18 protein-coding genes are annotated in these 17,157 nt (G+C 64.5%); 8 read left to right on the forward strand and 10 right to left on the reverse strand.

Annotated features, from left to right (window positions below):
- Window positions 1-9: 9 nt before the first annotated feature.
- Genes ilvD through ENHY17A_RS11495 form a run of 4 tightly spaced genes read left to right on the forward strand, consistent with a single transcriptional unit; the run spans window position 10 to window position 4,682 of the window.
- A complete protein-coding gene (gene ilvD, locus ENHY17A_RS11480) occupies window positions 10-1,731 on the forward strand; it encodes a dihydroxy-acid dehydratase (RefSeq protein ID WP_159712842.1) in 1,722 nt (573 codons plus the stop codon).
- Window positions 1,718-2,080 carry a hypothetical protein gene (locus ENHY17A_RS11485; protein ID WP_159712844.1) on the forward strand — a complete coding sequence of 121 codons (363 nt, stop codon included), beginning with the start codon at window positions 1,718-1,720 and terminating at the stop codon, window positions 2,078-2,080. The genes ilvD and ENHY17A_RS11485 overlap by 14 nt, the downstream gene beginning before the upstream one ends.
- On the forward strand, window positions 2,077-3,489 hold the full coding sequence (locus ENHY17A_RS11490) for an NAD(P)H-hydrate dehydratase (RefSeq protein ID WP_159712846.1): 1,413 nt from the start codon (window positions 2,077-2,079) through the stop codon (window positions 3,487-3,489). Before ENHY17A_RS11485 ends, ENHY17A_RS11490 begins: the two co-directional genes overlap by 4 nt.
- Entirely contained in the window at window positions 3,486-4,682 is a 1,197-nt protein-coding gene (locus tag ENHY17A_RS11495) for a class I SAM-dependent RNA methyltransferase (protein WP_236547903.1), read from the forward strand. The genes ENHY17A_RS11490 and ENHY17A_RS11495 overlap by 4 nt, the downstream gene beginning before the upstream one ends.
- Here the strand turns inward: ENHY17A_RS11495 and truA are convergent.
- Together truA and fmt are read right to left on the reverse strand one after the other, a co-directional pair.
- Window positions 4,673-5,413 (reverse strand): tRNA pseudouridine(38-40) synthase TruA, encoded by a 741-nt coding sequence (gene truA, locus ENHY17A_RS11500; RefSeq protein WP_159712848.1) that lies wholly within the window; start codon window positions 5,411-5,413, stop codon window positions 4,673-4,675. The genes ENHY17A_RS11495 and truA overlap by 10 nt on opposite strands.
- Window positions 5,410-6,312, reverse strand: coding sequence for a methionyl-tRNA formyltransferase (gene fmt / locus ENHY17A_RS11505; protein ID WP_159712850.1), 903 nt, complete (start codon window positions 6,310-6,312; stop codon window positions 5,410-5,412). Before fmt ends, truA begins: the two co-directional genes overlap by 4 nt.
- A 145-nt stretch (window positions 6,313-6,457) precedes the next feature.
- On the opposite strand from fmt, the gene recR reads away from it, so the two are divergent.
- From recR to ENHY17A_RS11520, 3 genes are all read left to right on the forward strand, one after another.
- Window positions 6,458-7,054: a recombination mediator RecR gene (recR, locus tag ENHY17A_RS11510; RefSeq protein WP_159712852.1), complete on the forward strand. Its 597-nt coding sequence runs from the start codon at window positions 6,458-6,460 to the stop codon at window positions 7,052-7,054.
- 97 nt (window positions 7,055-7,151) lie between these two features.
- The gene (def, locus tag ENHY17A_RS11515; RefSeq protein ID WP_159712854.1) at window positions 7,152-7,679 is read left to right on the forward strand and encodes a peptide deformylase; all 528 of its coding nucleotides are present in this window, start codon (window positions 7,152-7,154) and stop codon (window positions 7,677-7,679) included.
- A gap of 81 nt (window positions 7,680-7,760) precedes the next feature.
- Window positions 7,761-9,170: a DNA recombination protein RmuC gene (locus ENHY17A_RS11520; protein WP_159712856.1), complete on the forward strand. Its 1,410-nt coding sequence runs from the start codon at window positions 7,761-7,763 to the stop codon at window positions 9,168-9,170.
- 123 nt (window positions 9,171-9,293) lie between these two features.
- Here the strand turns inward: ENHY17A_RS11520 and ENHY17A_RS11525 are convergent, their stop codons facing one another.
- The 8 genes from ENHY17A_RS11525 to ENHY17A_RS11560 all read right to left on the reverse strand — a co-directional run bounded on the left by ENHY17A_RS11525 (window position 9,294) and on the right by ENHY17A_RS11560 (window position 15,296).
- Entirely contained in the window at window positions 9,294-9,974 is a 681-nt protein-coding gene (locus ENHY17A_RS11525; protein WP_159712858.1) for an META domain-containing protein, read from the reverse strand.
- A 51-nt stretch (window positions 9,975-10,025) separates the two neighbouring features.
- Window positions 10,026-10,838, reverse strand: a complete 813-nt coding sequence (locus ENHY17A_RS11530; protein WP_159712860.1) for a TrmH family RNA methyltransferase — start codon at window positions 10,836-10,838, stop codon at window positions 10,026-10,028.
- A gap of 142 nt (window positions 10,839-10,980) precedes the next feature.
- Complete coding sequence (locus ENHY17A_RS11535) at window positions 10,981-11,253, reverse strand: HPr family phosphocarrier protein (RefSeq protein ID WP_159712862.1); 273 nt, start codon at window positions 11,251-11,253, stop codon at window positions 10,981-10,983.
- Window positions 11,250-11,657: a PTS sugar transporter subunit IIA gene (locus tag ENHY17A_RS11540; protein ID WP_159712864.1), complete on the reverse strand. Its 408-nt coding sequence runs from the start codon at window positions 11,655-11,657 to the stop codon at window positions 11,250-11,252. Before ENHY17A_RS11540 ends, ENHY17A_RS11535 begins: the two co-directional genes overlap by 4 nt.
- Entirely contained in the window at window positions 11,654-12,592 is a 939-nt protein-coding gene (gene rapZ, locus ENHY17A_RS11545; protein ID WP_159712866.1) for an RNase adapter RapZ, read from the reverse strand. The genes ENHY17A_RS11540 and rapZ overlap by 4 nt, the downstream gene beginning before the upstream one ends.
- A 4-nt stretch (window positions 12,593-12,596) precedes the next feature.
- Window positions 12,597-13,031, reverse strand: coding sequence for an HPr kinase/phosphorylase (locus ENHY17A_RS11550; protein ID WP_159712868.1), 435 nt, complete (start codon window positions 13,029-13,031; stop codon window positions 12,597-12,599).
- Window positions 13,028-14,620: a sensor histidine kinase gene (locus tag ENHY17A_RS11555; protein WP_159712870.1), complete on the reverse strand. Its 1,593-nt coding sequence runs from the start codon at window positions 14,618-14,620 to the stop codon at window positions 13,028-13,030. The genes ENHY17A_RS11550 and ENHY17A_RS11555 overlap by 4 nt, the downstream gene beginning before the upstream one ends.
- Complete coding sequence (locus tag ENHY17A_RS11560) at window positions 14,589-15,296, reverse strand: response regulator transcription factor (RefSeq protein WP_159712872.1); 708 nt, start codon at window positions 15,294-15,296, stop codon at window positions 14,589-14,591. The genes ENHY17A_RS11555 and ENHY17A_RS11560 overlap by 32 nt, the downstream gene beginning before the upstream one ends.
- Before the next feature lie 134 nt (window positions 15,297-15,430).
- Here ENHY17A_RS11560 and ENHY17A_RS11565 point away from each other — a divergent pair, with 134 nt between their 5' ends.
- Window positions 15,431-17,074 (forward strand): phosphoenolpyruvate carboxykinase, encoded by a 1,644-nt coding sequence (locus ENHY17A_RS11565; RefSeq protein ID WP_201296391.1) that lies wholly within the window; start codon window positions 15,431-15,433, stop codon window positions 17,072-17,074.
- Window positions 17,075-17,157 lie beyond the last annotated feature (83 nt).

The following is a 17,157-nucleotide window of genomic DNA, read 5'->3' on the forward strand; positions in this document are numbered from 1 at the left end:
GCGTGCGCCATGAGCACCAAATTCGACAAATCCCGCCTGCCCAGCCGCCATGTCTCGGTCGGTCCAGAACGCGCGCCGCACCGTAGCTATTATTACGCGATGGGCATTTCCGAAGAGGATATCGCCAAGCCGTTCGTGGGCATCGCCAGCGCCGGCAATGATTCGGCACCGTGCAACACGACGCTCGATTTTCAGGCGAACGCCGCGCGCGCCGGGGTGATCGCGGGCGGCGGAATGCCGCGTCGGTTCAACACCATCACCGTCACCGATGGCATCGCGATGGGACATCAGGGGATGAAATCCTCGCTGGTCAGCCGAGAGGTGATCGCCGATTCGGTCGAACTCAGCGTGCGCGGCCATTGCTACGACGCGCTCGTCACCTTTGCCGGATGCGACAAGTCGCTGCCCGGCATGATGATGGCGATGCTGCGGCTGAACGTGCCGTCGATCTTCGTCTATGGCGGGTCGATCCTGCCGGGCCGCTTCGACCAGCGCGACGTGACCGTTGTCGATGTGTTCGAGGCCGTGGGTCAATATGCCGCGGGAAATTGTCCGCTCAGCCAGCTTACCGCGCTCGAAAAAGTCGCTTGCCCAGGACATGGCGCGTGCGGGGGGCAGTTCACTGCGAACACGATGGCGTGCGTCGGCGAAGCCATCGGATTGTCGTTGCCGAACAGCAATATGGTGCCCGCTCCTTACAAAAGTCGTGAAGAAATCGCGGTCGCGGCAGGCGAGCAGGTGATGCACTTGCTCGCCGCCAATATCCGCCCGCGCGACATTTGCACCCGCGAAGCCTTCATCAACGCGGCACGGGTCGTGGCCGCGACCGGCGGCTCCACCAACGCGGCGCTGCACTTGCCGGCGATGGCGCATGAATGCGGGATCGAATTCGATCTTCACGATGTTGCAGAGGCCTTCAAATCAACGCCTTACATCGCCGACCTGAAGCCTGGCGGGAAATACGTCGCAAAGGATATGCATGAGGCGGGCGGCGTCTATATGCTGATGAAGACGATGCTGTCGGGCGGCTTTCTCGACGGCAATTGCCTGACGGTGACCGGAAAGACGCTGGGCGAGAACATCGACCAAGTGACGTGGAACCCGGATCAGAAAGTGATCTACGATGTCGCCGCGCCCATCACCCTCACCGGCGGCGTCGTCGGACTGAAAGGTTCGCTTGCCCCAGAGGGCGCGATCGTGAAGGTCGCAGGGATGGCGCGGTTGCAGTTCGCCGGACCGGCGCGAGTGTTCGATTGCGAGGAAGACGCCTTTGCGGCAGTCGAAGCGCGCGACATTGCCGAGGGCTGCGTGGTCGTCATCCGATATGAAGGACCAAAGGGTGGCCCCGGTATGCGCGAAATGCTGTCGACCACCGCTGCGCTCTACGGATTGGGGCTGGGCGAAAAGGTCGCGCTGATCACCGACGGTCGCTTTTCGGGCGCGACGCGGGGGTTCTGCATCGGTCATGTCGGACCTGAGGCGGCGGAAGGCGGGCCGATCGGGCTGGTCGAGGATGGCGACATGATCCGTATCGATGCCGAGGCGGGCACGATCGACCTCGAAGTGGCTGATGACATCCTTGCCAACCGCCGCGCCGCATGGGCCGCACGTACCAATGATTATCAGTCGGGCGCATTGTGGCGCTATGCCCGGAACGTCGGTCCCGCCTATAAGGGCGCGGTCACCCATCCCGGAGCGAGCGCCGAAACCCATGTCTATGCGGATATCTGACACAGCGTTTGTGCTGGCGGCAGCGTTGCTGGTGGCCGGGTGCGGCGAGCAAAGCGGCGACCTTGCGGTAGAGGCGGAAGCGATAACCTGTGCCGTGGGTCAAGGTGCCGCGATGGCCGACGGATGCAGTGTCGAGCGCACCGCGACTGCTGATGGCACCCTGCTGACGATCCGCCAGCCCGATGGCGGGTTCCACCGATTGCGACTGGCGGCGGACGGCCGGACCGTCACCACGGCGGACGGTGCGGACATGGCGCAAGTGACGCCGGCCGGTGATGGCCTGATCGACGTGACGGTGGGGGAAGCGCGCTACCGCCTCTCCACGGTGGCACCGCAGCCGACGCCATGAGGCGCGTGCCACCAGGCGCGCCGATCCTGACTGCCGATGCGATGCGTGCAGCCGAAGCGGCGGCGCTCGGGAGCGGCATTTCGCAGGCCGAACTGATGGCGCGTGCTGGAATGGGAGTCGCGCGCGAAGTCCATCGCCATGTCCAGGGCCGCGCGGTGCTGGTGCTGGCCGGTCCCGGCAACAATGGCGGCGATGCCTATGTGGCGGCGCGGCTTTTGAGCCAATGGGGCCATGACGTCATGGTGGCGGCGCTCGGGGAGGCGCGCGAAGGCGCGGCAGCAGAAGCGCGGCACGCGTGGCGCGGGCCGGTAGTCGCGCTTGCCGATGCACCGCCCAGAGCGGTGCTGGTCGATGGTGTGTTCGGCACCGGTCTGACGCGCGCGATCGAGCCGTCGGTTGCCTCGATTCTCGAACGGCTGCGCGCCGCCGCGCGATTTTGCGTCGCGATCGACCTGCCCTCGGGCATCGATAGCGACCATGGTGTGCCGACCGGCCATGTTTTGCGTGCGGACGTGACCGCCGCGCTCGGAGCGCTCAAACCATCGCATCTGCTGGGCGTCGGCGCGTCCTGTTCGGGTCATGTCAGCCTGGTCGATCTGCGGATCGCAGTGTCCGACCGGTGGACGACCCTTGCGCGTCCCCAATCGCTTCGACCCGAGCGAACGGCGCATAAATTCACGCGTGGGCTGGCGCTGGTCGTCGGCGGCGCAATGGCCGGTGCCGCGCGGCTGTCGGCAGCGGCGGCTTTGCGCGGCGGTGCGGGCTATGTGGTGCTGGCGGGCACCGACGTCGCGATAGCGCCATTGGATGCGATCGTTTCGAGACAGATCGCTCAAGCCAGTGATCTGGAAGCCTTTCTTTCGGAGCGCCCCGTCGATGCACTGTGTATCGGACCGGGGTTGGGGAGAGATGAGCGTGCGCAGGATTTGCTCGTCGCCGCGATCGATAGCGAAGTCCGCCTGCTGATCGATGGCGATGCGCTAAGCCTGCTTGGCGAGAACGCTAGCGCGAGACTTTCCAACCGCAGCGCACCTACTGTCCTGACGCCACATGGCGGTGAGTTCGATCGGATGTTCGGTACGGGTGCGGGCTCCAAGATCGATCGCACGCTTGCCGCCGCCCGGCGCTGCGGTGCGATCGTGGTGCACAAAGGCCCCGACACGGTGATCGCGCACCCCGACGGGCGCGTCGTGGTGTCCGCTGCTGCCCCAATGAGCTTGGCAACCGCGGGCGCGGGGGACGTGCTTGCCGGGCTCGTTGCCGGGCGACTGGCTACTGGTGGCAATGTGTGGGCCGCCGTGGCGGAGGGTGCGTGGTTGCATGGGCGCGCCGCCGAATTGGCGGGGGCGGGGCTGGTCGCGGACGACCTGATCGCGCATAGCGCCGAGGCGATGCAGGAGGTTTGGTGAGCGACGGCGAGACGATCATTCGCGTGGCGGCGCGCGGCGACGGGGTGACCGATAGCGGTCGCCATGCGGCGTTGGCGGCACCGGGAGACCAATTGCGTGCCGACGGGATCGTCGTGCCGGGACCGCATCACGCGACGCCCCCTTGCCGTCATTTTCCGACCTGTGGCGGGTGTCAGCTTCAGCATCTCGACGACGAAAGCTATGGTCGGTTCGTCTCCGAACGGATCTTGGGTGCGCTTGCGGCGCAGGGGTTAGAGGCTCCGATGCGCGCGCCGCATCTGTCGCCGCCCAAGAGTCGCCGCCGTGCGACCTTACACGCCGAGCGACGCGGCAATGTTATCGTGCTGGGTTTTTCCGAAGGTTCGGGGACGACGCTGATCGACCTTGTCGAGTGCCATGTGGTCCGACCGGAAATTTTTCGCGTATTAAGCCCGTTGCGGACATTGCTTCAGGAATTGGTGAAGCCGAAACGGCGGGCCGACATCCACGTGACGATCGCCGATCAAGGACTCGATATCCTGATCAAGGGCGTGTCTGCCGACGGCCTGTCCTTTGCCGAACAGCTTCCCGATTTCGCGATCGAGCACGGCATCGCGCGTTTTGCGATCGATGATGGCTATGGCCCGGAAACGCGCTGGGAGCCCGAACCGGTGACGATTACGCTGGGCGGCGTACCGGTGGCGTTGCCGCACGCGGCGTTCCTTCAGGCGACCGAGGACGGCGAGGCGGCGCTTATCGCGGCGGTGCGTGAGGCAGTGGGCGATGCCAATACCGTGGCCGACTTGTTCGCCGGACTGGGCACGTTCGCGCTCAACCTGCCGGGCAAAATCTATGCAGGCGAGGCGGGGCGCGAGCCGGTGCTGGCGTTGAAGGCCGCGGCAATGCTGGCCGCGCGGACGATCTTTGCCGATCACCGCGATTTGTATCGGCGTCCGCTGACTCCTGCCGAACTCGACCGTTTCGACGCACTGGTGCTTGATCCGCCGCGTGCCGGCGCACGCGAGCAGATCACCAATATCGCCGAATCGAATTCTCGGCGTGTGGCCTATGTCTCCTGCAATCCCAGCAGCTTCGCACGTGATGCAAAGATATTGTGCGAGGCAGGATTCATCATCGATTGGGTCCAGCCGGTGGGCCAGTTCCGCTGGTCCACGCATGTCGAGCTCGCGGCGCAACTCACGCGTCAGGGATAATCCGCGCGCAGGAAGTATAGCCCATCGGGCGGCGCGTTGTACCCCAGTTGCGCGCGGTCCCTCGCCTCCAGCACCCGTGCAATATCGTCGGGCGACCATTTGCCCTGACCGACCAGCGACAGGCATCCGACCATCGAGCGCACCTGATGGTGGAGGAACGACCGCGCCGATGCGAACACGCTGATCCGGTCGCCGTCGCCCACGACATCGAGCCGATCGAGCGTCTTGAGCGCGCTGTCGGATTGGCAATGTGCGGATCGATAGGTGGTGAAGTCGTGACGTCCCACCAGATGTGCCGCCCCCGCCTGCATCGCCGCCACGTCCAGCGGTTGCGGGATACGCCACGCCAGCCCGCGCTCCCAGGTCAGCGGCGCGCGGCGCATGACCATGCGATACTCGTAATGCCGCGCCACGCACGAAAAGCGCGCATGCCAATCGTCGGGCACGACCGCGCAATCCAGGATCGCGACCGGATGCGGGCGGAGCTTGGCATTGAGCGCCTCCATCAACCGGAACGGTGCGAAATCGCGGGTGATCTCGATATGCGCGCGCATCCCCAGCGCGTGGACCCCCGCATCGGTGCGCCCGGCGGCGTGAACCAGCGCGTTTTCGCCGGTGATGGCGTGCGCCGCCTCCTCGATCGCTTGCTGAACGCTCGGCCCGTGCGCCTGATGCTGCCAGCCCATGAACGGGCGACCGTCATATTCGATCGTCAGCGCGAACCGGGTCAAAGCCGCGTTCCCTTGGGGATCGAAAAGCCACGCAGCAACTCGCCCGCAGTCATGACGCCACGTCCTGCGCGCTGTACGAAAATCGGGCGGATCGCGCCCTGTGAACAGGCGATTGTGAGCAGGGCGTCGATCACCTCGCCAGGCGCGCCCGCGTCGTCCCTGACCTCGGCGGCCAGTATCCGCACACGCTCGCCTGCATGTTCGAAGAACGCGCCCGGTGAGGGCGCAAAAGCCCGCACCTGACGTTCCACCGCGCGCGCCGAGCCCGTGAAGTCGATCCGAGCTTCGGCTTTGTCGATCTTTGGGGCGTGGGTGACGCCATTGACCGACTGCGGCGCCGGCGGATACGCATCGGGGTCGCCCAGCACCTCGACCATCAATCTTGCACCCATCGCCGCGAGTTCTTCGGTTAACTCCCCGGTCGTCTTGGCGTCGATCGCGGTCCGCACTTCCAGCCGCACCGGTCCGGTGTCGAGCCCGGCCTCCATCTGCATGATCCCGACGCCGGTTTCCGCGTCCCCGGCAAGGATCGCGCGCTGGACCGGGGCAGCGCCACGCCAGCGCGGCAACAGTGATCCGTGGACGTTCAGGCATCCCAGCCTCGGCGCAACCAGCACTGCACGCGGCAGCAGGAGGCCGTACGCCGCGACCACGGCGACATCGGCATTCAGCGCCGCGAATTCGGCCTGGACATCGACATCCTTTAGCGAAACGGGCGTCCGCACCTCGATCCCCAGTTCCTCGGCCCGCCGTTGCACGGGGGAGGGGGTCAGCGCCTTCCCACGCCCGGCGCGGCGCGGAGGCTGGCTGTATGCCGCCACGACGTCATGTCCGGCGGAAACCAGCGCATCGAGCGTCGGGACGGCGAATTCGGGGGTGCCCATGAAAATGATACGCATCGGATCGATCTGTCGCGGAGGGTTGGATATGGAACACTCCCTTAGCCGTTCGTTTCGAGCGAAGTCGAGAAACGCCTCCCAAGATCGACAAGCGGCCGAAACCTTTGCTTGGCAGAGGTCGGCATACCCTCTTATGTCGCAACCCATGGCATCGCCCGAGATCGACATGCTGACGCAAGCGCTGTCCCGCCTTCCCGGGCTTGGCCCGCGATCGGCGCGCCGCGCGGTGTTGCATCTGCTCAAGAAGCGCGAAACCGCGCTTAAACCCTTGCTAGCGGCGCTGGGCGCGGTGGACGATCGACTGGCGACCTGCTCGCTGTGCGGCAATATCGACACCAGCGACCCGTGCGGAATCTGCACCGATCCGCGCCGCGATGCGCGTTCGTTGTGCGTGGTGGAGGAAGTGGCCGATCTGTGGGCATTGGACCGATCGCGGTTGTTCCCCGGCAAGTTTCACGTGCTGGGTGGTCGGCTTTCCGCGCTCGAAGGCGTGCGACCCGAAGACCTCACCATCGATGCGCTCGTCCGCCGTCTCTCGGAAGGCGGCATCGACGAGGTGGTGCTGGCGATGAACGCGACGCTGGAGGGGCAGACCACCGCGCACTATGTCGCCGAACGGATCGAGGGCTATCCGGTGCGCGTCACTCAGCTTGCCCATGGCCTGCCCGTGGGTGGCGAACTCGACTATCTGGATGAGGGAACGCTGGCGCAGGCGCTGCGCGCACGCCGCCCGCTCGCTTGACGGAAAGCGGCGTCGAACCTATCTGAACCCCAGATATTTCGCGCGATCGCGCCGCTTACGGGCTGGCCCTCGCGCTCCAGAAGAAGCGAAGAAAATCATGGCCGTTCTGCCCATCGTCGAAGTTCCCGATCCGCGGTTGAAGCTGATCTCCACCCCCGTCGAGGGCGTGGACGATGATACCCGCGCGCTGATCGCCGACATGTTCGATACGATGTACGACGCCAACGGCATCGGCCTGGCCGCGATCCAGATCGGCGTGCCCAAACGCGTATTGGTGATGGATTTGCAGGAGGAAGAGGATGAGGAGGGCAAGCCGATCCGCGCGCCCCGCGTCTTCATCAACCCCGAAATCCTCGATCCCGCGGACGAACGCTCGCTCTACAACGAAGGCTGCTTGTCGGTCCCCGACCAATATGCCGAGGTCGAACGGCCCAAGAGGTGCCGCGTCAAATGGCTGGACGAGGACGGCAAGGCGCATGAAGAGGCGTTCGAAGGGCTGCTTGCGGTGTGTATCCAGCACGAAATGGATCATCTGAACGGCATCGTCTTTCTCGACCATTTGTCGCGTTTGAAGCGTCAGATGATCATGAAGAAGCTCGACAAACAGCGCCGCGCGGCGGCCTGATCCCGCTCCGCCGCATCGCGCTTGCCTGTCGGAGCGCAGCGCTTTAGGTTCGCGCTTCGTTCCTAATTGAATGGGTAGGGCATGGATCCGATCGCGGTGTTGTTGGTGGTATTGGCGCTGGTGATCGGCGGCGCGGTTGGCTGGTATCTCGGCAGCCGCGGCGCGATCGAGGCACGTGAAGAACGCGACCGACGCGAGATCGATTTCAAGGCAGCGATTGCCGATTTGGCGCGGGCCGAAGAACGCGCGGGCGAGGTTCCGCAGTTGCGCGTGGCATTGGCCGATATGCGGACCGATCGCGACACCAAAGCCGTCGAACTCGCAACGCTGAAGGCCGAGGCCAGTGCGTTCGAGAGTCGTTTGAAGGATTTGCGCGAAAACCAGGACGTGCTGACTGGCCAGTTCCGCGAAGTCGCGGGCAAACTGTTGACCGAAGCGCAATCGAGCTTCCTCAACCGGGCGAACGAGCGGTTCTCGGAGGAAGGCAAGACCAACGAGGCCAAGCTCAAGGCATTGCTCCAGCCGGTTGAAACCACGCTAAAACGCTATGAAGACGGCCTGAAATCGGTCGAGCGCGAACGTACCGACACTTATGCGGCGCTGCGCGAACAGGTCGCTCAGGTCCATGCCGGACTGGGCGAAACCCGCACCGAAACCGCCAAGCTGGTCAATGCGCTTCGCGCCGCGCCGAAGGCCCGTGGACGCTGGGGTGAACAACAATTCCGCAACCTGATCGAACTCGCAGGGCTCGACGCGCATGTCGATTTCGCAGCAGAAGTCTCGGTCACGACCGAGGACGGCCAGCTTCGCCCCGACTTCATCATCCGCCTGCCGGGCGACCAGCAACTGATCGTCGACGTCAAATGCGTGCTTGATTCGTACATGACCGCAGCGGAGGCGACGTCGAACGAGGAACGCCAGGCGGCGATGGTCGCCCATGCTCGCGCGGTGCGGCTCCATGCCGACGCGCTGTCAAAGAAAGCCTATTGGGCGCAGTTCGAAAAGGCGCCCGATTTCGTCATCATGTATATTCCGGGCGATAATTTCCTGTCGGGTGCGCTCGAAATCGACATGGAATTGTGGGAGCGCGCCGCGCGCAACCGGGTGATCATCGCGGGGCCGTCGGCCTTCCTACCGCTTGCGCGCACCGTCGCGTCGATGTGGCGCCAGCAGAAGGTGACCGAGGACGCTCAGGAAATCGCGCGGTTGGGCAAGGAGATGTACGAACGTCTCGCCACCGCGGCGACGCATCTGCGGCGGGTCGGCAACGGCCTGAACAGTGCGGTCGATAACTACAACAAGTTCGTCTCCAGCTTCGACGGACGCGTGCTGGTGACGGCGCGGCGGTTTCAGGCGCTCAATGTCGACACGGGCAATGCGAGCCTCGACCCCGTTGAACCGGTCGATGCGCTGGCGCGCGCGCCGATGCTGGACTCGCTGCCATCACCGGACGAAGAAACGGACCAGGCGGAAGCTAAGGCGGCCGAATAATACCGGTCGTCACCCCGGCCGATGTGACGGGGTCCGCGGGGCGGCGAATTTGGGCGGGTAGTCGTTCCCGCGGGGCAAGCGGCCTGGTGGACCCCGGCACTTCGGCCGGGGTGACGGAGGCGATTACTCCGAGACCACCCGTACCAAAGTCGCGCTTCGGCCTTCGGTCCCGACCAACCGGATCGAGCCGTCGCGCATCGGGTACGCGACCATCGGATCGTTGAGCAAATCGGTCACCGCTGCTTCGATCGCGCTCGCTTCGCCCGTGCAGGCCATCCGTGTCATCGCCAGTCGCGGCGTGCTCAATCGTCCCGCCTGGATCGCATAGTCGCCCATGAAGCGATTGCATCCGGTCGATCCGCTGACCCGATCCTCGGTGAAAGCGATTGTCGCGGGGCGGGGCAGGATGACGGCGGTGCCCGCAACCGATGCGATCCGCCACTCGCTGCCGTCCAGGCTGCGCGCGTCGGGATAGGCGCGACCGCATCCATTCAGTGTCCGTCGTCCGATCTTGACCCGCACCGTGTCGGCGAAGCGCCGGTCGCTCATCCCGTCGGTGCATTCCTGATTGCGGATGATGACCGTCATTCCGCGCGCGCGGTAGAACACGTTGCCGTTGGTGTTCAGCGGTCGCGGTTTGCGGACGGCGGTGCGTCGGCGCTCGACATCGTCATAGACGATCTGATCGCGGGTGATCGACAACGACCAGAACGGCTCGGTTCCAACCGCGCGATAGGCGTTGGGATCGACCTTCGCCTCCTGCGCGAGCGGGGCGAGCATCATCGACAGGGCAGCAACAATCATCCTGACAGGCAACTCCGGCAAGTGTTCGTCGCCCGCCTAATCCGGTTCGGCTTAACCCCGGCTTTCCGACGCACGACGCTGGTTGAGCACTTCATACGCCATCACCGCGGTCGCGACAGCCGCATTCAGGCTGTCGGCCTTGCCCAGCATCGGAATGCGGACGCGAATATCGCAAGCGGCGGCCATATGCGGTGGCATTCCTTGCGCTTCATTGCCGGTGAGCAGGAAGGTTGGGGCTTCGTAGCGCGGTGCCTGATAATCGACCGAGCCGTCGAGCGAAAGGCCGACCAATTGCCCGGGTCCTGTGCGCAGCCAGGGTTCGAATTCGTCCCACGTGGCCTGCGCGACGGGGATGGTGAACAATGCCCCCATGCTGGCGCGCACCGCCTCCACCGAAAACGGATCGACGCACTCGTCGAGCAGGATGACGCCGCCCGCACCGACCGCATCGGCGGTACGCAGGATCGTGCCGAGATTGCCGGGATCGCGCAGTCGTTCGGCGACGAACCAAAGGTGCGACGTCGTCCGGTCGATCCGTTCCAGCCCAGTGTCGAATTCGCGATACACGCCGACGACCGCGCCGGGATTGTCCTTGCCCGAAATCTTGGACAGGATGTCGGCATTGGTCAGGATCGCGTCGCCATGATCGGCCTCGACCGCGGCGATCAGCTTTTGAACGAGCGGATGCCGCGCGCTGTCGGGCGCGTACCAGAGTTGGTCGGGGAGCGCGCCCGCTTCGCGCGCTTCTGTCAGGATACGCAGACCTTCGGCCAGGAACTTGCCCTGTTCGCGGCGATGGCGCTTTTCGCGCAAGTTGCGCGCGGATTTGACCAGCGGGTTGGAGAAAGCGGTGATTTCGCGCATTGAAATGATCTCTAAATACAAATCCGTTCGTTTCGAGCGAAGTCGAGAAACTTGCACCGAGCACCGTACCAGCGTTTCTCGACTTCGCTCGAAACGAACGGGGAAGGGAAGGTTCAAAGGCTCAATGGGGCGGATCGAACCGTTATTCCTCGCCGAACTTTTCCGCAACCAGCGCGGTCAGCGCTTCGACTGCATCGTGTGCGCCGTCGCCGTTCGCGCTGATCGTGATCGTGTCGCCCTTGGCCGCGCCCAGCATCATCAGCCCCATGATCGAGGTCGCGGTGACCGAAGATCCGTCCTTTTCGACGGTGACTTCCACCGGGTGGGTGGAAGCGAGCGTGACGAATTTGGCGCTGGCCCGCGCATGCAGCCCCCGCTTGTTGGTGATCTCGATCGACCGGCTGGCCGAACTCATGCGGCGGCCTCGCCCAGAACTTCGGAAGCGACGGTGATGTATTTGCGGCCGGCCTCGCGTGCGGCGGCGACGGCATCGACCACCTTCATCGCCTTGCGCGCGCCGCCCAGCCGGATCAGCATCGGCAGGTTGATCCCGGCGATCACTTCGACCCGGCCTGGCTCCAGCAGTGAGATGGCGAGGTTGGACGGGGTGCCGCCGAACAGATCGGTCAGCACGATCACGCCTTGCCCGGCATCGACTTCGCCGATCGCGCTGGCGATGTCGGCGCGGCGTTCCTCCATGTCGTCGTCCGGTCCGATCGAAATCGGGACGATCCTTTCCTGGTTGCCGACCACATGGGCCATCGCGACCACGAACTCCTGGGCCAGTCGCCCATGAGTCACCAAAACCAAACCGATCATTGACCCGTATTCCCGCGTGTTTCCGTCCTGAAGACCGGAGCCGGCTCTAGCGCGTCTTGCGGCGCTGTTCCCAGATCACGATGGTACAGCGTGGGCGAAAATCCTTCGTCACGCAACCTATTCGCGACACGTTCGGCGACATGGACCGACCGGTGTCTCCCCCCGGTACACCCGATCGCGACGGTCAGATAGGATTTCCCCTCCGCCCGGTAACGGGGGAGCAGATCGACGATCAATTGCTCGATTCCATCGACCAGCGAATAGGCAGGGTCGGCGCGAACATAGTCGGCGACGGCAGCGTCTTGGCCGGTGCCGGGGCGCAGTTCGGGCACCCAGTGCGGGTTCTGTAGAAACCGCATGTCGAACACCAGATCGGCGTTGCTCGGCAATCCGCGCGCGAACCCGAACGACATCACCGTCAGTGTCGGTCCTTCGCGGCCCTCTCCGAACGTGGTGCGGATCAGGCTGGCGAGTTCGTTCGAGCGCAAATTGGTGGTGTCGATCAACCGGTTGGCCCATCGCCTGAGCGGCATCAACTGCTCGCGTTCGCGCGCGATTCCGTCGACCGCCGGACGGTCGAGTGCCATCGGATGCCGCCTGCGCGTCTCCGAATAGCGGCGTTCCAGCTCCACCCCGGCGCATTCCAGGAACAGCGTCCCGATTTCGTGCCCGTGATCCTCGCGCAGTTTCTTGATCCGCTTGACGATCCGTTCGGCATCGAACCCGCGTGTTGTCGTTCCGAACCCGACCGCAAGCGGCGCATCGTCGCGCCCGTCATCGGGGAGGGCGGTGCTGAGCAGTCGGTCGAGCAGCAGGACGGGCAGGTTATCGACCGTCTCCCAGCCCAGATCCTCCAACGTGCGCAGGACGGTCGATTTGCCCGCGCCCGACAGGCCGGTGACGAGCAGGATGCGTTTGGGTGGGGAGTTACTCATGGGTTCAGTTACGTGGCCCTGGCCGCATCAGCGCACGCTCAACCTTGATCGGCGCGGACGGCTCCAGCAGCGAGAGGCGCAATTCGGGCAGAGGCACTCCGGCAATCGTCCGAGACGCCTCGGCGGCGGGCATTCGGACGGGGTCGTTGTCGGCGACCACCACCAGCGCGACGGGTACATCGCGGGTGTGATCGACCTCGATCAACCCCAGACCGCGCACTTCCATCTTGCCCGCGATGTTAACGGGCGGCGACGCGGTCAGCGCGCCGTCGCGCCGGGTGAGGACCGTGTAATCGTCGCTCACGAGTGTCCCGCCGCGATCGATCAGCCGCAGCGCCAGATCGGATTTGCCAGTGCCCGACCGTCCCTCGATCAGAACAGCGCGCCCATTGATCGCCACGCAACTGGCATGGAGTGTTTCCGAAGATAACCGGTTCATCGCCCCTCGCTACGCCGTTCGATCGCCTTGGGAAGCCGCACGACGAAGCGCGCGCCCACCGCACCATTTGCGTGCGACTCGACCGTGATCTTGCCCTGATGGGCCTCGACGATCGTCCGCGCGATGGCAAGACCTAGGCCGGAATGCTTGCCGAAAGCTTCGTCATCGGGACGGTCGGAATGAAAACGGCGGAAAATTGCTTCTCTCGCGTCCTCGGCGACGCCTGGTCCTTCGTCGTCGACGACGACTTCGATCCAGTCGTAGAGATCGATAACCGCGACCGTCACTTGTCCGCCCGGCGGCGAAAAGGAAACCGCGTTGGCGATCAGGTTTTCGAACACGCGTTCCAGCCGCGCGCCTTCGCCCAGGACAATCGCGGGTTCGTGCGGCACCGTGCCCAGTTCGAGCGCAACGTCGCCGCCGACATGGCGCTGGCGATAGCCGTCGACCAGCGCGCCGATCATCTCGGCCATATCGACCGTCTCGAACTGCGCACGGCTCAACTGTGCATCGAGTCGGGAAGCATCGGAGATGTCGGTGATGAGCCGGTCGAGCCGCAACACATCGTCGTGAATTACCGCGATCAGTTGCGCGCGAAGTGCGGGATCGTCGATCCGCTCCAGCCCCTCGACCGCCGACCGCAGCGAGGCGAGGGGGTTTTTGAGTTCGTGGGTCACGTCGGCGGCGAACGCTTCGGTCGCGTCGATCCGTGCGCGCAGCGCCTGGCTCATGTCCGATAGCGCGCGTGCCAGCATTCCGATTTCGTCGCGGCGATCGGGCAGACGGGGCACCACCACTTCACGCGCACGCCCCAGCCGCACCCGGATCGCCGCCCGCGCCAGATGCCGCAACGGGCGGACGATCGTGCGCGCCAGGAACAGCGACAACAGCATCGACAGCAGCGCCGCGATCAGCAGGACGATCGCGAGCCGGAACCGTTCGACCCGCACGGTTTCGGTGATATCGACCGCATTGTCGGTGGTCAGGATGGTGTTGCCGCGGTTCCCCAGCGGGGCGGCGGCGGTCAGCACGGGCGTGCGATCGGGCGCGCGCCACACGCTGGCGGTGGCGGCCCGCGCGCTGCTGGCGGTGACAACATCGGGCCAGCGCAGTCCATCGTCGGGACCGCGCTCGCGGAACAGGGGGTCGCGCGGGTTGGCGACGATGGTGTCGATCGCGGCGTCCAGCCCCCGCGCGAAATCCTGTTGCCACGGCTCCTTGTCAGGATCGCGAAGCTGGAAATTGCGAACCCCCAGCGCCAGGCTGTCGCTGATCGTCGTGCCGTCGGCGTTATAGAGACGGATGCGCTTGTCGGTGATGCGCGCGAGCCGCATCACCAGCCCTTCGCGTTCCGGTGGCGGCGCGGCCATGATCGCCTGGGAGATTAGCTGCGCCTCCGCGCTCGCCAATGCCAGGCGGTTGTCGACGATTCGCGCGCGATACGTGTCGAGGTAAAAGAAACCGCCCGCGACCAGCCCCAGTGCCAGCGCGTTGACCGCCAGAATCCGGGCAGTAAGCGACACGCGCCCCGACCAGCGGAGCGACAGGTCGCGATCGTCATTCGTCGTTGAATCGATATCCGGCGCCATAGAGCGTCTCGATCGCGTCGAAGCTAGGATCGACCTGGCGGAATTTGCGGCGGACGCGTTTAATGTGGCTGTCGATCGTCCGGTCGTCGACATAGATGTCGTCCTGATAGGCGGCATCCATCAACTGGTTGCGCGATTTGACGACCCCCGGACGCTGGGCCAGCGTTTCCAGGATCATGAATTCGGTCACGGTAAATGTTACCGCATCGCCGCCCCAGGTGACGCGGTGGCGCGCGGGGTCCATCATCAGCTTGCCGCGTTCGATGACCGCCGCGGGTTCTGCATCGCCGTTTTCGCCGGTGCGGATGTTGGCGTCGGTGCGGCGCAGGATCGCCCGGATGCGCGCGATCAACAGGCGCTGCGAAAATGGCTTGGCGATATAATCATCGGCACCCATCGCAAGGCCCAGCGCCTCGTCCAGCTCGTCGTCCTTGCTGGTCAGGAAGATCACAGGAATTTGGCTTTTTTCCCGCAGGCGGCGCAGCATTTCCAGGCCGTCCATGCGCGGCATCTTGATGTCGAGCACCGCCAGATCGGGCGGATTCTCGCCAAACGCCTTGAGCGCGGTTTCGCCATCCGAATAGACGCGCGTCAGGAACCCCTCGGCCTGAAGCGCGATCGATACCGACGTCAGAATGTTGCGGTCGTCATCGACCAGCGCGATCGTCGCCGTCATGTGCGGCAAATGCTGAGTTTCGATCCCATTTGAGGTGCCTAGCCTAAATAGTCGGACGGCTCAATTCGCGGTAACCGGTTACCTGATTGACCCGCAACGAGTCGCTGCATATTCGCCACCGAAAAGACATACGTATGCGGTCCGCAAACGCGGACGCTGGGGAGAGTGAAGTGACTGACCGTAAACCGAGTTTCGACCTCGCCGCGCAGGGCATTGCCACCGACGCCGCGATCCACTGGAACCTTGGCACCGCACCTTTGGTCGAACAGGCCGTGGCGCGCGGTGAAGGCAAGCTCGCCAAGGATGGGCCTCTGGTGGTCGCAACCGGCAAGCACACCGGTCGGTCGGCGCAGGACAAGTTCATCGTCCGCGATGCCGAAACCGAAGACAGCATCTGGTGGGGCAAATCGAACAAGGGGATGAGCCCCGAGCATTTCGCCGCGCTGAAGGCCGATTTCCTGGCGGCATTGGGTGAAAAGGAAACCTTGTTCGTCCAGGATTTGTTCGGCGGATCGCAGCCCGAACACCGCGTCACCGTCCGCGTCATCAACGAACTGGCATGGCACAACCTGTTCATCCGTACGCTGCTGGTCCGCCCGGAAGCCGACGATCTGGACGGGTTCGAGCCCGAATACACGATCATCGACCTGCCCGGCTTCCGCGCCGACCCTGCGCGCCATGGCTGCCGCAGCGAGACGGTGATTGCGGTCAGCTTCACCGAAAAGCTGATCCTGATCGGCGGCACCGCCTATGCCGGCGAGATGAAGAAGAGCGTGTTCGGCCTGCTCAATTACCTGTTGCCCATCGACGGCATCATGCCGATGCATTGTTCGGCCAATATCGGCCCCAATGGCGACACCGCGGTGTTTTTCGGGCTGTCCGGCACTGGCAAGACGACGCTCAGCGCCGATGCCAGCCGCACGCTGATCGGCGACGACGAACATGGCTGGTCGGATACCGCGGTCTTCAACTTCGAAGGCGGCTGTTATGCCAAGATGATCCGCCTGTCGGCCGATGCCGAGCCCGAAATCTTCGCGACCACCAAGCGGTTCGGCACGGTGCTCGAAAATGTAGTGATGGACCCGGAGACCCGCGAACTCGATCTCGACGACAACAGCCTGGCCGAAAACAGTCGTGGTTCCTATCCGATCGACTTCATTCCCAATGCGTCCAAGGACAATATGGGGCCGGTGCCGCAGAACATCGTGATGCTGACCGCCGATGCGTATGGCGTGCTGCCGCCGATCGCCAAGCTGACTCCCGACCAGGCGATGTATCACTTCCTATCGGGTTATACGGCGCGCGTCGCGGGTACGGAAATCGGCGTGACCGAGCCGGAGGCGACTTTTTCCACCTGTTTCGGTGCACCGTTCATGCCGCGCCACCCGAGCGTTTACGGCAATCTGCTCAAGGAGCGGATCGCCAAGGGATCGGTTGATTGCTGGCTGGTCAACACTGGTTGGACGGGCGGCAAATACGGCGTCGGCAACCGGATGCCGATCAAGGCGACGCGCGCGCTGCTCAATGCCGCTCTCGATGGGAGCCTGAATACAGCCGAATTCCGCACCGATCCGAATTTCGGATTCAAGGTGCCGGTCAGCGTGGCGGGTGTGGACGACGCCATCCTCGATCCGCGTGCTACGTGGGCGAACAAGGCGGAATATGACGCGACCGCCGCGAAGCTGGTCGATCAATTCAACGAGAATTTCGCGCAATTCGCGGACGGTGTCGATGAAGGCGTGCGACAATCGGCGCCTCGGGTGACGCAACCGGCTTAGGGTTGGCGTCCAGCGGAACGGGCTAGCGATCAGCTCGATCGTCATTCCCGCCTGCGCGGGGATGACGGTTTTAGTGGTTGCAC

It is taken from the genome of Sphingomonas sp. AX6 (assembly GCF_902506605.1).
Classification (GTDB): Bacteria; Pseudomonadota; Alphaproteobacteria; order Sphingomonadales; family Sphingomonadaceae; genus Sphingomonas.